Here is a 14,849-nt window from a genome sequence, read left to right as displayed (position 1 = left end):
AAAGAGGTGTGTCGAATAATCTGCACGTGATACACAGTTTATTTGACACACCCAAATAGCTGGTTACTGCTGCCTGTCTGTATATTTATCCACAAGCATTATGGCATCCTTTTCTGACAGTCCGAATCTGCTTACCAGCTTTTCGATAATCTGCTGTCTGTTTTTCCCTTCTTCCAGATTATCTGAGATAAAAATCTCTATCCCTTTCTCCATTCCTTTTTCTATCCCCTCATTTATCCCTTTCTGCAGCCCTTTTTCAAATCCCTCTTTTTCGCCTTCCATACGCACATACTTCTCCCTCGCCTTCCGGTCCCGTACATCCTTCATATGCGCTTCATAATGGGCGCGCAGCCGCTTGCTCAGACTCATAACCTTCACCTCACGAATTGCTTCAAGAATCCCTGCATTTTCTGTCTTTATCATATCCAAATCCTCCTCGCTTTCCGCATTAAACAGACGAATCCAGTCATTCATCCGATTCTGTCCCACCAGGTTCTTCCTTAATTCCAGCGTATGTATCTCCATCATATCGGAGTATGGGATTCCGTTTTTGTCCCTGAAAAGATATACGGTGTGGTATTCCGGGCCGTCACTCAGGTTGAAATCCAGGATACTGATGGCCACGCAGCGCCTGAGCCGGGAATAATCTTCTCCCTTATTCGCCTCTGCCGTAAAGATCTTTGCAAGATAAAACAGCTGCCGTTTGTCCCAGTCGGCGCTGGCCTGTACCTGGATTTCAATATTAATTTTGATGTTATTGTTAAGCTCAATCAGCACATCCAGAATCCCCTGCTTCTGGCTGCGGTACCGCTTCCACAAAAACGTATTCAGCAGCCGGGAGGAGCGTATTTCCTCCACTGGTATTTCCAGTATATCGCTTAAAAAATGGTTGCGCACTACCTCATTCCGGAAAAGCTCCTTTGCGCAATAATCGTATTTGGGTGATATTATCTTCACTCTCTGCACTCCTTTCCAATACGGAAAGGATGGAAAGAGTGATCTTCTGATATTATTATACGCATTCTTTCCGTATCTCTCAATCTTTTTTCAGCTGGTTAATGAAACTTTTGGCGAAATGCCGTTAAAAAATATGATATAAGAATAATTAGGGAAAGTGACTTTTCCCGATGGGTTTACTATAGCAGAAATCTTCATCATTTACAAGCAGGTTGAACAAGCCCCAAAATATTAAATGTAAATGACGGGGCGCAGGACGCCGCCCCCAAGCTCCTTACTGAAATGCAGGCAGAAAATCCGGACATTTACATACTTGCACAAAGCACCTGCATTGAAACAAACAAAACATCCCTTGGATCCATTATGATAATCGGAACAGTTTTCTCCGTGCTTCTGCTGGCCATGGCGATCTGTTTTCTTATCCCACGCAGGATAACCGTTAGATTTCAAAAGACAGCGTTACGGAAAGATTACGGCTGACGGAATAGCGGCAGGCGTTCAATCCGCGGCAGGATTATTATAAAAAAGTATCCGCAAATGAAATAGGGAGGCTGCCCGGCATCAGTGCCATGGCAGTCACCCTTTTTTTTCGATCTGTTACCTTCCTGCTGCTGCGTGAACAGCGCGCCGCCGGGTACAGGCTTTATTTATTGTCCTGGATTTTTCCATTTAATATGGGACTTCACTCTTCCTCAGGTTCATAGGAAAAGAAATCAAAGGAAGCAAAGTTCTCCCCTTCCCTGCCGTTTCCGCTAGCGAACATCCCCACATATGCGCCTACAAATCCGCCTGCGGTTTCAGAGCCCAGGAAGCCTCCGTCCAGATCGGAAGCCAGCACAGAAACTTCGCCTTCGGCGTCCGTCGCACAAAAGGTATTCTTCTGTCCCTCCGCTTTCAGCTCCAACAGCACCGTGTCCGAATTCCATTCCATTTCACCGCAGATTTCCTTCTGGTAAGGCCTTTTCACATCATGGAAGGTGATTTCCCCATCCTGGGTCAGGTATCCCTTTACCACCCGGAGCAGACGCTTCCCATTTTCCCTTGTCAGCTCCGCCCTCAGACAATGATAATTGTTCTGCAGCAGAATCAGTCCCGCCGTCTGCTTTTCCTCCGGCGCAAAATGCATCCGGGTCCGGGCGGTATAGCTCATATGCTGCTGCCTGCGTCCCACGAATCCGGCACAGTTTACGTTGGGCAGCTCCCCTGCATGGATTTTTTCCATGGTTTCTTCGTCCGTCGGTTCCATCGGCCTGGCAGCCGCCCTGATTTTCAAAGCGCCATCCTCCAGCCGGAACATGCCTTCCTGTGGGGTCCCCAGATAATTCCACGGAAATCCCAGCTTATCCCCATCAAAATCATCCATACCCCAGGCTGTTTCCGTGGGCGACTCCGGCAGATCCGGCGCAGGATAGGTCCAATCCAGCTTTCCGGTGCCGGGACATACCACAGGCCAGCCGTTTTCCCATATCATGGGGGCAATAAAGGTTTCCCGTCCCATGTTTTTGTGATAACCGCCGTAGGGCCTGGAGGCCAGCATCACCATATACCAGCTGCCGTCCTGCAGCTGTACAATATCCGCATGTCCGGTGTTGGCGATTTCCGCCTGCATCCCCAGATGTCTGTGGGTCATGATGGGATTGCCGTCATAGCCTGTGTATTCTCCCATCACCTCTTTGCTCCTCGCAATGGTTACTGCATGGAAATGCTCCGTGCCGCCCTCCGCGATCAAAAGATAATACCAGCCGTCCTTTTTATACAGGTGGGGCGCTTCCGGGCACCAGGCCAGCACCTGGGAGCCGCCCCAGATGTCCTTCTTTTCCCCCACAAGCCGGAATTCCTGCAAATCGATTTCACTGATCCAGATATGGTTGTGCCGCATATCCCCGGTTCCGGTTCCCGTATAATAAGCTTTTCCGTCATCATCCCAGAACAGAGAAGGATCGATGCCTACCGCCCCCTCAATCCAGTGCGGCTCCGACCACGGCCCCGCCGGATCCTCTGCCGTAACAATAAAGTTCCCGCCATGATCCACATTGGTTGTGATCATATAAAATACCCCGTCATGGAAACGCAGTGTAGGTGCAAAAATACCTCCTGAAATCCAGTCCGCTCCCAGAGGCAGCTGTGACGGCCGGTCCAAAACGTGCCCTATCTGCTCCCAGTGCGCCAGATCCCGGCTGTGGAAAATCGGCACTCCCGGGAAAAAAGAGAAGGATGAAGTTACCATATAAAAATCATCCCCCACCCTCACAATGGATGGATCCGGATAAAAGCCCGGCAGCAGCGGATTCTTAATTTCATAGCTCATGATATGTTTCCTCCCTTGGTCCGTGTATTACAGATACATGGTAATCAGTGCCGCTCCCATGGGCGGCAGAGTCAAGGTTATTGTACCATCTTTTAACTCCATTGTCTCTTCCTTCATACAGGAGGCGGCGGCTATAAGCCAGCTGTTGTTTGTATAATACAAATAATCATGCAGTATTTTTTTCATAAACCCTCTGTTTCTATATTTCTGAATTATTTATTTTCTGTGATTTTTATAGGAAAATAAAAAAAGCGTGTACAATATCCCTGTAAAACAGAAAAAGAAAGGAGGAAAATTACTACTGATGATACCTAATATAGCGCCCAATTCCTACGGCATCCCCACATTTCACATACACGATCGTTCCTTTTAATTCTGGGAGGCGAGCTGCATAATTCCAACTGCTCATCTCCTGTTTACATGGAGGAGCAGGTCTGTCCCTCCCTGGATTAAAAACAATCCGGACACCTATCTCCGCGCCTGCTACAGTCCCGGCAATCCCTCCGATACCGTTTTGCCTCTCTCCGGCGCTGCAGCATGCTGCTATTGGACCAATGGCCGGCGTACTCCGGTTTGAATTCTGTCTGTATTAATATTCCAGCCGCCTGCTTTTGACAGAATGGAAAAAATATTCCGAAACGATTTAAGAAGCAAATTTCTTTCCTTCCCCTGACTGTGAAAACTGCCCCAATTCTATCCAACTTTTCCCCTCTTTATCCATTTACATCCGAACATCACCCTGCTATGGTATAATTAATAAGATCCACAACCATAACGCACCGTTATCAGGCTTAGCGCCCGCACCCGTCCCAATGCCCGCGAAAGCCAAATCCCCGCGGAAATTAAGGAGGTTCCCTCATGCCCCAGTCAGAAGCCTTACAGAAAATCATTTCCAACATGGAGACCGTTATCGTAGGGAAACGGGAGGTCATTGAATATGCCCTCATCACCCTGCTTTCCGACGGCCATCTTCTTCTTGAGGACGTTCCGGGCGTCGGCAAGACAACGCTTGGCAAGGCGCTGGCCCAGTCCATCCAGTGCAGCTTTGCCCGCATCCAGTTCACGCCGGATACGTTGCCGGGGGATGTGACCGGCATGTCCATCTACCAGATGCAGACCGGGGAATTCCGTTTTGTTCCGGGCGTGGTCATGAACGATATCCTGCTGGCCGATGAAATCAACCGTACCTCCCCCAAGACCCAGGCCAGCCTTCTTGAGGCCATGGAGGAACGCCAGATCACGGTGGACGGCAGGACAATGCCCCTGCCTGCGCTCTTTATGGTCATCGCCACGCAAAATCCCGTGGAACAGCTGGGAACCTACCGGCTTCCCGAAGCACAGCTGGACCGCTTTATGATGAAGGTTTCCATGGGATACCCGGAAAAGGAACGGGAAGAGGCGGATATCGTGCGCAGGGCCTTAAACGGAGAGGCCGTAAAGCAGCTTGCCCCCGTAACGGCAAGAGAAGATATTATTGAAATGAAAAAGGAAATCCAGGGCATCACGGTTCATGATGACATTATGGATTATGCCGTGGAAATCGCCCGCAATACACGGAAAAGCAGATATCTCACCCTCGGCGCCAGCCCCCGGGCCGCCATAGCACTGGTGCGCGCCGCCAGAAGCCGCGCATATCTGGAAGGCCGCAGCTTCACCACGCCTGAGGACGTTGCCGCCCTGGCACAGCCGGTGCTGCTCCATCGCCTGATTCTTTCAGCCCAGGCCCGCCTGGAAGGAAAAAAAGAAAAGGATGTGCTGCAGGAAGCCATGCGCGCAGCCAAAGTGCCTGTCCTATGAAAAAGGAAACGAAACAAAGAAAGAAAAGAAAAAATAAAAGAATCCGGCGGCCCGGCAGGCTGCTTTACCTTCTTTTTCTTGCAGGCGCGACGGCCCTGGTGAGCCTGCGGGGCGGGAATATTTCCTACCTGCTTTTCTATTTTGCACTTGCGCTTCCCATCCTGGCATTTTTGTATTCTCTTTATGTTTTTTACCGGTTCAAAATTGTCCAGGAGGTATCCCGCGTTGTGGTAAAGGCCCAGGAGGTCCCCTACCGACTGCTGCTGGCCAACGAGGATATCCTGCCCTTTACCCACATACGGCTTCACTTTTTCGACAGCATGGTCAGCATGAAGCCCTCTGATCCCGGCGTAATCTCCCTTGCGCCCCATGAGGAAATCAGGGTGGACACACAAATGTACTGTAAATACAGAGGTACCTATCCGGTGGGCGTAAAAAGCGTGGAGGTCACGGATTTTCTGGGCCTGTTCACCATTCCCTATCCGCTGATGTCCCAGATCCGCCTGACCGCCAGGCCGCGTATCATCCCCATGGAACAGCTTCGGGTGGTCCTCCAGGAGCAGGATCCCAAAAACACGCTTTTTCCGGTATCCCGGCTGCAGGAGCTTCCTGATTTTGAGCTGCGTTCCTATCTTCCCGGAGATCCCATAAAATATATCCACTGGAAAAATTCCGCCCGGGCCGGTGAGCTGCTGGTGCGTAAACAGATGCCGGAGGAGCTGTTTGAGACCATTATTTTTATGGATTTGTCCCCCATAGAGGATGAAGAAGAAAAAAGGCTGCAGAAGGAAGACAACATTATAGAAACCGCCCTTTCCTTCGTCCATGATTATTATCTGAAAAATATCCCTGTGCGGATATTTTTTATGGAGGATACGCTGCGGGAAATGCTGGTGGACGCCGGCACTGGCTTCGAACCCTTTTACGACAAATGCTCCGAACTTTCCTTTTCCTCACCCTATCCGCTAAACCAGGTCTGGGAAAGCGTTCCGGCCTCCTCCGGCTGCGGCTCCTGTATCCTGATAACCGCCTCGGTAACAGACGATCTTGTCCGCAGCGTAAGTGAAAAACAACAGGCCGGGACGGAAGCGCTGCTCATCAATGTGGGAGAACTTGCCTTATGAAACCTGATTCTCTGCAACTTCGGAAACTGTATGCTTTAATGGCCTCCTCCTGCCTGTGTGCGGGAAGCCTGATGATCCTGAAAAGCCTTTGGGATCTGTTCGGCATGCCTGCCTTTTTCCCGCTTCCGGCAGAAAAGGCCTCGGAACTCCTCTCCCCGGCCGTCCTTCTCCTTGTCTCTGCCCTGTGCCTGTTCCTCTTAAAATGGTCCTCGGAAAAAAATCTGCGGCTTCCCCTGTGGGGCGGGCTGTTTTTATTGGCACTGCTTGCCGGCGCGTTCCTCTTTCTCCGGGAAAGGAATGCCTTCGCTGCACTTTCACAGGAAGAAGCTTCCCTGGTTCAGGCCTGTGCCCGGAACTTATCTTCCCTGCCCCAATCCGCCTCCTCCGCACGGCTCCTCCCGGCACTTTCCGCCAGAACCGCTCTGCAGCTCTACTTTTTCCTTCTGATTTTGGGAACTGCCGTACTGCTCTGCGGGCTTCTGTCATATTTGTCGGAAAGCCGCCTGTGGCTGAAGGGACTTCTTCTGCTAATCCAGACTGTAATCCTGCTTCTGTGTGCCGCGCAGGAAATTCCGCTCTCCAAATGGAATGTGCTGCCTGTTTTATTCTGCCTGCTACTTTTTCTTTCGGAAACTGCTGCCTGCTTTCAGAACCAGGGGATGGAAAATCAGTCTCCCTCCCTGCGGAAAAGTCTTTCTGTCTTTCTGGCGCCGCCCGCCGGGAACCTGCTTTATCTGACTCCTGTATTTCTGGCCGCCGTACTTATTATCGGACTGCTGCCGGCAAAGGAAGCGCCCATGCACTGGGACACCCTGCGTAAGCTGACCGCCGCCGCAGAGGATAAGGCAAATGCCCTGATCATACATATCGGCTCTCTTTTTTCCGGGGGACAGGATTCCTATGCACTTTCCTTTACCGGCTACACTGGCAGCGGGCACTTAAACGGCGGGCTGTTTTCCTCCTCCGCAGGCCAGCTGTCACTCACGGGGAGCCGGACCAAATCCCCCCTGTACCTTACCGGCACAGTCCATGACTTTTACAATGGACACGGCTGGGAACAGAGGGCTTTGGATAAAACCTATTCCGGCGAGGAATATCTGCTGAACTATCAGGAACTGACGGATGCTCTCGATGCAAGCATCTATACCTCCCAGGAGCAGCTGGAAATGATGCGCTCCTGCCGTTTTGACCTGCGGTTTGAAGGCCTGAAGACGCAGACCGTTTTTTATCCGCCTTTTACAGCCAGCTTCTTTTTTATCAACCAGGAGCCGGATGCCCGTAATGACAGTATCCTCCTGCCAAAGGCGCAAAGCGTGGGCTTCACCTATTCCTTCCTCTGCATGGATATCAACTGGGGCAGTGAAAAGGTACAGAAGCTTCTCCGCCAGGAGGCCTGGGCGCAGCCTCCGGCCCTGGATGAGGAGCAGCAAAAAAGAGAGTGCTATATCTATAAGAATTATACAGAGCTTCCGGATACGGTCCCGGAAAGAGTTTATGCACTGGCGGAGGAAATTACGGAAGGGTTATCCACAGATTATGACCGTATGAAGGCCATTGAAGGCTGGCTGAACCGGCTTGCCTATACCACCTCTCCTCCCCAGTGCCCGGAAGGACAGGATTTTACGGATTATTTCCTGTTTGACAGCCAGACAGGCTACTGTACTTATTTTGCCACAGCCATGGCGGTCCTGGGACGCTGCTGCGGTATTCCCACCCGCTATGCGGAGGGCTTCGTGACCACGGGTACGCGGCGCACAGAGGGAAACCAGGTAATGATTACCTCAGATAACGCCCATGCCTGGGCTGAGGGCTATATCCCCAACATCGGCTGGGTTCCTTTTGAACCTACGCCCCGCTATTACGAGGCTGCAAACACCGCCTGGAACTTACCCGCGCAGGGCGGCACTCCCGCACCGGCACTGCCGGTGCCGGAAAGCCAGGAGGAGGAAACCGCTGTCACTGATGACTGGACGCAGGACAGCCTACCGGCCCGTTATCTGGCAGAGCAAAGCGGCAGACTGCTGATTCATTTTCTGGAGGCAGTCCTGCTCATCGCAGCTCTTTTCCTGCTTCTTGCGCTGTTCCTCTTCTGCCGCAGCGCACTCAGGCGACGTTCCTACCGCCGTCTGGATGCCGCCGGGAAACTGGAAAACCGGATGCGCAAGGTCCTGCTGCTGGGCGAAATGCAGGATCTGCGCCTAGAAGCCGGGGAAACCCTGGCCGCTTATGGGAAACGCGCCGCCGGAAGGCTGGATACCGCCACCGGTTCCTTTGCGGATATCTGTACGCTGTACCAGAGCATCCGCTTCGGTGGGGAAGAAGCCGGGGAAGCAAAAATCCTGCAGCTTGAGCAGTACACTGATTCCCTGGAAAAGCAGTATCTGCATGGCTGCGGGCGGCTGCGCAGACTGCTTTACCATATGAGATAGCGGAAGGACGGGATGATTCCGGGGATGAGTTGCCTTTGGGGATGAATTACTTTCCGGAAAGAACTTTTAGATATTTTCCGGGAATCGGACCATAAAAATAAGATATATCCATAAATGATTCTTACTGCCAAATAAATAACTGCCGCATCAGCCAATTTTAATCCCGGCTAGTGCGGCAGTCTTTCTTCCCTGTGCCTTAACAGACATATTGCTTTACCAAAGTACTTTTAATTCTAAAAATATTATGTAACAGAGCATATTAGCCATTGTCTGCAATCAGAACAACCCAACATCAGACTGTCTCTGTTTTCCTGCACTCTCTGAAAAGCAGCGGCTATTCCACATACCCCTTCATTTTCAGATACGCCTCAATCAAATCCACCGCGCCATCCACACCGGCGGCAGAGGTATTGATCATCAGAGCCTTGTTTCTCTTATCTCCCCAGACTTCATCAGTATAGTACTGATAATAATTCCTGCGGATTTTCTCCGTTTTCTTAATCAGCTTAGCGGCCTTCTGTCTGTCCTCCAGGGAATACAGCTTCATGATCCGATCAATTTTATCTTCCATATCCGCATAGATGAACACATTCACCACATTGTCCTGATAGGCCAGAATCACATCCGCACACCGTCCCACCACAACACAGGATTCCTCTCTTGTCTTGTTCAGGATTAAATCAGCCTGCATGTCAAACAGGCGCTCGCTCAGGGTATCCGCATCAAAATCATAAGGGATAAAGGATTCCCGGAACGGGCTGGAAGGCTTCTCATCATTTTCCATCAGTTCTTCCACACTGATGCCGCTTTTTCCTGAAATCTCATTCAGGATGTTCTTGTCCAGGAAGGTGAAGCCAAGCCTTTCGGCCAGTTTTTCCCCGACCTCACGTCCGCCGCTTCCATATTCACGACCGATGGTAACCGTTACTTTTTTCTGCATAAACAAGTCCCTCCTTTTCCTGTCCGGCCTTTCCTGCCGGATGGCTGATGTGCAGTCGGACCGCAGTTCACGCACAGTCCGCCCGTCTTGCTGCTTATGGGAACAGATCGCAGCAGCCCGGTTAACCGGTAACAGTCCATATAACCATTACCGTTCTCAGCTGTTGCAACATTTTTTCAGACAGTCTCCGATATTTTTTCCGCCAAATCAGAGGTGCAGTGACAGCATTTTACCGCGTCCGCAGGGATTTCACTCTTGCAGTAAGGACAGATTTTCGTAGCCGGCTTTGCCGGTTCCTCAGGCGTTTTCTCCTTGTCCTTCCGGTTTCCCAGCTCAGCAATTTTATTGATGAACTTCACCAGCAGGAAAATGACAAAGGCCATGATCAGGAAATTAATAACCGCCGTCAGGAAGGAACCGTACTTAATGTCCACGCCCCGCACCGTAAGCACCAGATAACTCAGATCCGTGTTGGCAATCAGTCCCAGCAACGGCGAAATCACATCATTTACCAGGCTGTTCACAATGCCCTGGAACGCCGCGCCGACAATAACGCCTACCGCCATGTCAATGACATTGCCGCGCATGATAAATTTCTCGAATTCCTTTAAAAAGTTTTTCATTGCCAAGTTTTCCTTTCTCCTATGTAATTTCTTTTGTTAAAAATATTCTATCATAATTCGGCCTTTTCTGCCACTTTAATGCGGCTATTTCTTTCTTCTCATTCTTTATCTGTCTGCGCAGAAATCCTCTTTTAAGCAAGCACCGGATTCAAAAAATCCAGATATACCCCAGCGCCCGGATCTTCCGAAAATACCTCCCCGTCCACAATGATTTCCAGCCTGTTTACGTCTGTTAAATCCGCTTCCCCTATATAGGTACCTCCGGTACCTGTCAGTCTGGGAGAAGAAAAAAGCTTCCTTCCGTCCCCTATCAGCTGCAATCTCATGCATATTGTTTTCTCTGCCCTGTCCCAGAGGATATTGTCCCTGTCCAATATCTTCGGCATCCAGGCATCTATATCAAATCCATACCCAAACGACAGGCGCCGATATTTTCCATTAAGCTTCCATACAATTCTGGTATGATTTCCCATGCTCAGTCCATAGCGGTAACGCAGATGGCCTACCGCCAGCGGAAGCCTGCCATATGCAGTATTTGCGCATGCATTCTTCTGTACCGGACAGTTTTGGGAAGTCTCCGCATAGGTCCACGGCAATTCTGACAGCAGCTGTAATTTCTTTTCTTCTTTGTTATGATACTGTGGCACAAGAGCCGCCATTTCTTCCTGTCTGTCCGCGACCGTAAATTCCACAGGAAGACCATCCCCTTTCACCACTGCCTCCAGCCAGCCATCCTTCCATACCAAGCTTATATTCTCTGAATTTGACGACCAGACCGGCCTGCTGGCCAATCTGAGGCTGAACCTGATATTTTTTCCTCTTTCGCTATTTACATGAATATAGCATCCCGTCTTATGGCTTCTAACAATTATATACTGCCAAAGCGATAAAGCGCCGCGTATCTGCAGAAGGAAACCATCCTTCCCCGGTATGGAAAACCACTGCGCCTCCTCTTCATTTTCCTGGGAATGCATAATTACCATAAGTTCCTGAAACACCGCATAATATGCATTTCCCTCTGCTTCTGACGGATAATGCCGGCAAAGCGCTTCATATGCTTCCATGCTGCTGACAGAGCCCGCATAGAGCTTTGCCATTCCTGCAAAGGCCTGCTGTCGATCCGTAACAAGAGGCAAATAGTAAAACCTTGATTCCTTGGGGAACAGTTCGAATTGATTCTGGATTCGATATCCCGGCATAAATGCTTCCCGCAGAATTCCTCCCGTCCATGCGTCCCCTAAAGCTTCCGGCATAAAACCTTCATAGTCCACCGCTGCACGTATCTTCTTCTGAATCTCCGTTTTATCAGGAATCAGCTTGTACAGAATAACTGCCCTGAAAAAAGAAATCACGGCAAGTCCCTGGGCTGACCATATAAGTTTATCCTGAGGCCCACGCTCTATCAGCCAGCTTTCCCCTTCACAGGAATAATTCACCGCCCCCAGCGACAACCCGGTCAGAAGCATTTCCACCGTCATACAAGCTGTTATCTGCTGCTCATTTCCCTGCAGATATCCATAACATTCACCCGGTTTATCCCTGAATCCGGCATCATTCCAATACCAGTTCTCCGGCTGTACCCCAATCTGACTGCAAGCTCCGTCTATCCATGCCCCCAACAGAGCTCCAAAACAGGAATATGCTGCATGTGCGTGATTCTGTTTGTAGGAAAAAATAAAATAATCTGCATACTCCCTCATTTTATTCATAAAAAACGGTCTTTTTATCATGGCCGCAAGCTCCAGATTATTTCGATTTCCATCCGAATAAATAAATACAATTCCGTATTTTGCACATAAAGCAAGCAGACGGAAGAAATACTCGTTTCTCCAATACCCCTCTTCCTTCGTGCCCAAGTATTGCTCTACAAAACCTATGCTCACCAGATTGCGGCTATGCTGTATCACATATTCAATTTCGGACAGGCTCGTGATTGTATACTTCCCGAATTGTGTCTCATGCGGTCCCAGCGCCCCAAGATGCCATAAATATCCCTTTGCATCCTCATCCAGCATATAATCAATCACTCTATCCGCCCTGGCTTTATAAGACGCGATCAGGCCCATTCCTGTATATGGTTTGAGTTCTTCCGGAAGCAGCATCCATACCTCAGCGGGGTCATGTTCACTGTAATCAAAAATAGTAAACCACGGATTTTCCCTGTTGATTTCCCGTTTCACCGGTTTTTTCCCGTGCTTTTTATTTATATAAAAACTTACCGGCCGTGACCAACTGCCTCCGTTTTTTTCCCTTACTCTGGCATGCCAAATACCTTCATAATACGGCAGTTCCTCTGTTTTTGGGAAATAATATCCCACCTCGGAATCGGAAAGAATAGTTGCTTCCATCTCCTGGGCATTGACAAATTCCTGATTATCCGCCAGCTCCAGCACATATTCTACCGCTTCGCTCCCCGCCTTCTTAGTCCACTTAAAATGCAGGGCAATGTCTGTCATTTCCTGCCCCTGGAACGGTGCCAGGAAATGGCTTTCCTCCTTTCTTTCCCAAAGCACATATTCGCAGGCCTCTTTGACCGCTATATTTTTCAACCGCTGTGCCCTGCCGTTTTCCATAACCGGCTGTCTTTCCAGATACACCGGTGCGCTTTCCTTAAGCGGATGGATTCTAAGCTTGGCAGAAACCGGAAAATGATACCGTTTCATCCCAATTTCCCATACCTGCCCCGTGTAAAAATGATCTGCATATACGTTATCCCCAATCCTCAACTCAGCGCTATCTCCCTCATAATCCACCCTAAGATAACACTCCTGCATGCTCTCTTGCGGATACTCCACGGAAAGCTCATATTCACGAAACCCTTTCTCAAGCCTACCCTGCTTCCAGAAAACCTTTGTCCTTTCTTTTTTTTCTTTTCTTTCATAATAAGCCAGCTTTTCTTCTCTTATTTTTTTAAATCCCGCCGGGCTTTCCGGCAGCGCCGGACAGGAAGCAAATTCTGTTTTTCTATTTTCTTCATCGACGATTCCGCGAAGAATAATTTGTCCCTTCTGCTCTCTTATTTCCCCACCGGTAATCAAAAGATATTCTTCTCCGTTAATTTCTACCTTCCACGCATCCAACGCCTCCCGCCTGGACAGAGTCACAATTTTATTTCTTCCCAGATCTCCTTTTATCCGGTACATTGGCTCTGTATCAGAATAAAAAACATAAATTTTTTCATTCCTCCTGTGCAATATGCAAAGCGGAGTAGCCAGAGCTGTCACAATTTCTGCACTCTCACCAATTGGCATATTAAAAGGGTAAAAAAAGTAGTCTCCGTTCCTGATATCTCTGGCGGGATAATAAAGCTCATTCGTACCGATTTTAGCATGCAGCACTGCATTCCTATGCTCTTTCATAGGATACAGACGCTGATAATTATTTACAAAAAGATACCCTCTTTCTCCGTTATGACGCACACAAGTCCTAAGTGTCTCCAGATTCCCCGCATCATCCATAACAGGGCTGGGGAATTCCGGCTTCATAGTACACAATCCGGAACCAAAATCATGGAGGAACATGCTCAGAAGCTTTATCTCCCGGCAGCTTTCACGTACCTGCCCATATTCGCCGACAGGTGCTTGAAAATCATAATTATATGCCGGCAGTTCGTTCCATGATCCCGTTTTCTTCGTTTCCTGCAAGGTCGTATTTCTTCCCTCCGGATTCGAACCTCCGTGATACATGTAGTACCCCAGTAGATTAGCTCCGCACCCCAGCTTCACCAGAGACATTGCTCCGATATCCGCAGCAGATGCAACCGGCCTTCTGTGTTTTGTGGGCTGAAGTCCGCCGCCCAGTTCAGCCATCAGGTAAGGGAACTCCTCCTTTTTTCCAGCGGTCTCCTTCTTTCCAAAATCACTTCCGATATTGGCATCGTTTCTCTCCGGTGTAAATACATAATTTACATTCGGCGGCAGTTTTTCTATTTCCCGAGCCCATGGGGCGTCACAATATCCGCCCATCACAGGAAGAAGTCCGCCGGTACAGGCGCCTCCCCAGGCAGTCGCAGTCATAAGAGGGGCCTTCAGACCGGCATTCACCGCCATATCCGTTAAACAACGCATATGCTTTTCTCCCTCCTCTCCCGTCAGCCCCCCGCAGCAGCCATATTCATTTTCTATCTGAATTCCCAGCACCGGGCCTCCGTCTTCCCATGTCAGTCCCCGTATCGTTTCTCCCAGCTTGGAAAAATAAGCCTTCACATCCTGCAAATAGGCCGTATCATTGCTTCTTACTTCATATTCTTTATGCATTACCCAATCCGGAAGCCCTCCGTTTCGAACCTCTCCATGACACCATGGCCCTATCCTCAAAAAAGCCAGAAGTCCCGCTGACTTGGCAGCGTGAAGGAAACCTCTCAAATCCCTGTTTCCCGAAAAATCATATTTTCCTTCTTCCTCCTCATGATGAATCCAGAAGATGTACGAGGAAACGATATCTATACCTCCCGCCTTCATTTTACAAAGTTCTTCCTCCCACATACCCGCCGGATATCGGGAATAATGAAATTCTCCCATGACAGGAAACCAAGGCACTCCATTTCTGAGCAGCGCCTCTTTACTATATGAAATAATATTCTTGGAATCGTTCATTTTTCTGCTCCCATCTTTTATTCTGTTTATAGAAAAAGGGCACCCTCCGGTAATCTCCTACCATCCGGTACCCTTT

General features: G+C 49.5%; 9 protein-coding genes. 3 read left to right on the top strand and 6 right to left on the bottom strand.

Annotation, left to right across the window (positions count from 1 at the left end; translation table 11 throughout):
* Positions 1-63: 63 nt before the first annotated feature.
* From DXC51_RS28265 to DXC51_RS29760, 3 genes are all read right to left on the bottom strand, one after another.
* Positions 64-957: an Rpn family recombination-promoting nuclease/putative transposase gene (locus tag DXC51_RS28265; RefSeq protein WP_181970224.1), complete on the bottom strand. Its 894-nt coding sequence runs from the start codon at positions 955-957 to the stop codon at positions 64-66.
* A gap of 682 nt (positions 958-1,639) precedes the next feature.
* Positions 1,640-3,265 carry a glycoside hydrolase family 43 protein gene (locus DXC51_RS28255; RefSeq protein WP_117545956.1) on the bottom strand — a complete coding sequence of 542 codons (1,626 nt, stop codon included), beginning with the start codon at positions 3,263-3,265 and terminating at the stop codon, positions 1,640-1,642.
* Between the two features lie 27 nt (positions 3,266-3,292).
* Complete coding sequence (locus DXC51_RS29760; RefSeq protein WP_157065634.1) at positions 3,293-3,451, bottom strand: hypothetical protein; 159 nt, start codon at positions 3,449-3,451, stop codon at positions 3,293-3,295.
* Between the two features lie 672 nt (positions 3,452-4,123).
* On the opposite strand from DXC51_RS29760, the gene DXC51_RS28250 reads away from it, so the two are divergent.
* The 3 genes from DXC51_RS28250 to DXC51_RS28240 are packed head-to-tail and all read left to right on the top strand — an operon-like array spanning position 4,124 to position 8,615.
* Positions 4,124-5,062: an AAA family ATPase gene (locus DXC51_RS28250; protein WP_102287660.1), complete on the top strand. Its 939-nt coding sequence runs from the start codon at positions 4,124-4,126 to the stop codon at positions 5,060-5,062.
* Entirely contained in the window at positions 5,059-6,186 is a 1,128-nt protein-coding gene (locus DXC51_RS28245) for a DUF58 domain-containing protein (RefSeq protein WP_117545954.1), read from the top strand. Before DXC51_RS28250 ends, DXC51_RS28245 begins: the two co-directional genes overlap by 4 nt.
* The gene (locus DXC51_RS28240; RefSeq protein ID WP_117545952.1) at positions 6,183-8,615 is read left to right on the top strand and encodes a DUF4129 domain-containing transglutaminase family protein; all 2,433 of its coding nucleotides are present in this window, start codon (positions 6,183-6,185) and stop codon (positions 8,613-8,615) included. The genes DXC51_RS28245 and DXC51_RS28240 overlap by 4 nt, the downstream gene beginning before the upstream one ends.
* A gap of 334 nt (positions 8,616-8,949) precedes the next feature.
* Here DXC51_RS28240 and DXC51_RS28235 read toward each other — a convergent pair whose 3' ends face one another.
* The 3 genes from DXC51_RS28235 to DXC51_RS28225 form a co-directional block, all read right to left on the bottom strand.
* The gene (locus tag DXC51_RS28235) at positions 8,950-9,555 is read right to left on the bottom strand and encodes a cytidylate kinase-like family protein (RefSeq protein ID WP_021634280.1); all 606 of its coding nucleotides are present in this window, start codon (positions 9,553-9,555) and stop codon (positions 8,950-8,952) included.
* Between the two features lie 176 nt (positions 9,556-9,731).
* On the bottom strand, positions 9,732-10,178 hold the full coding sequence (mscL, locus tag DXC51_RS28230; RefSeq protein ID WP_021634281.1) for a large conductance mechanosensitive channel protein MscL: 447 nt from the start codon (positions 10,176-10,178) through the stop codon (positions 9,732-9,734).
* A gap of 131 nt (positions 10,179-10,309) precedes the next feature.
* Positions 10,310-14,773: a beta-galactosidase gene (locus DXC51_RS28225; protein WP_117545950.1), complete on the bottom strand. Its 4,464-nt coding sequence runs from the start codon at positions 14,771-14,773 to the stop codon at positions 10,310-10,312.
* Between the last annotated feature and the right edge of the window lie 76 nt (positions 14,774-14,849).

This window comes from Eisenbergiella massiliensis (assembly GCF_003435485.1).
The sequence above is the reverse complement of the archived record's forward strand: the minus strand, read 5'-3'. Positions and strand labels throughout refer to the sequence as shown.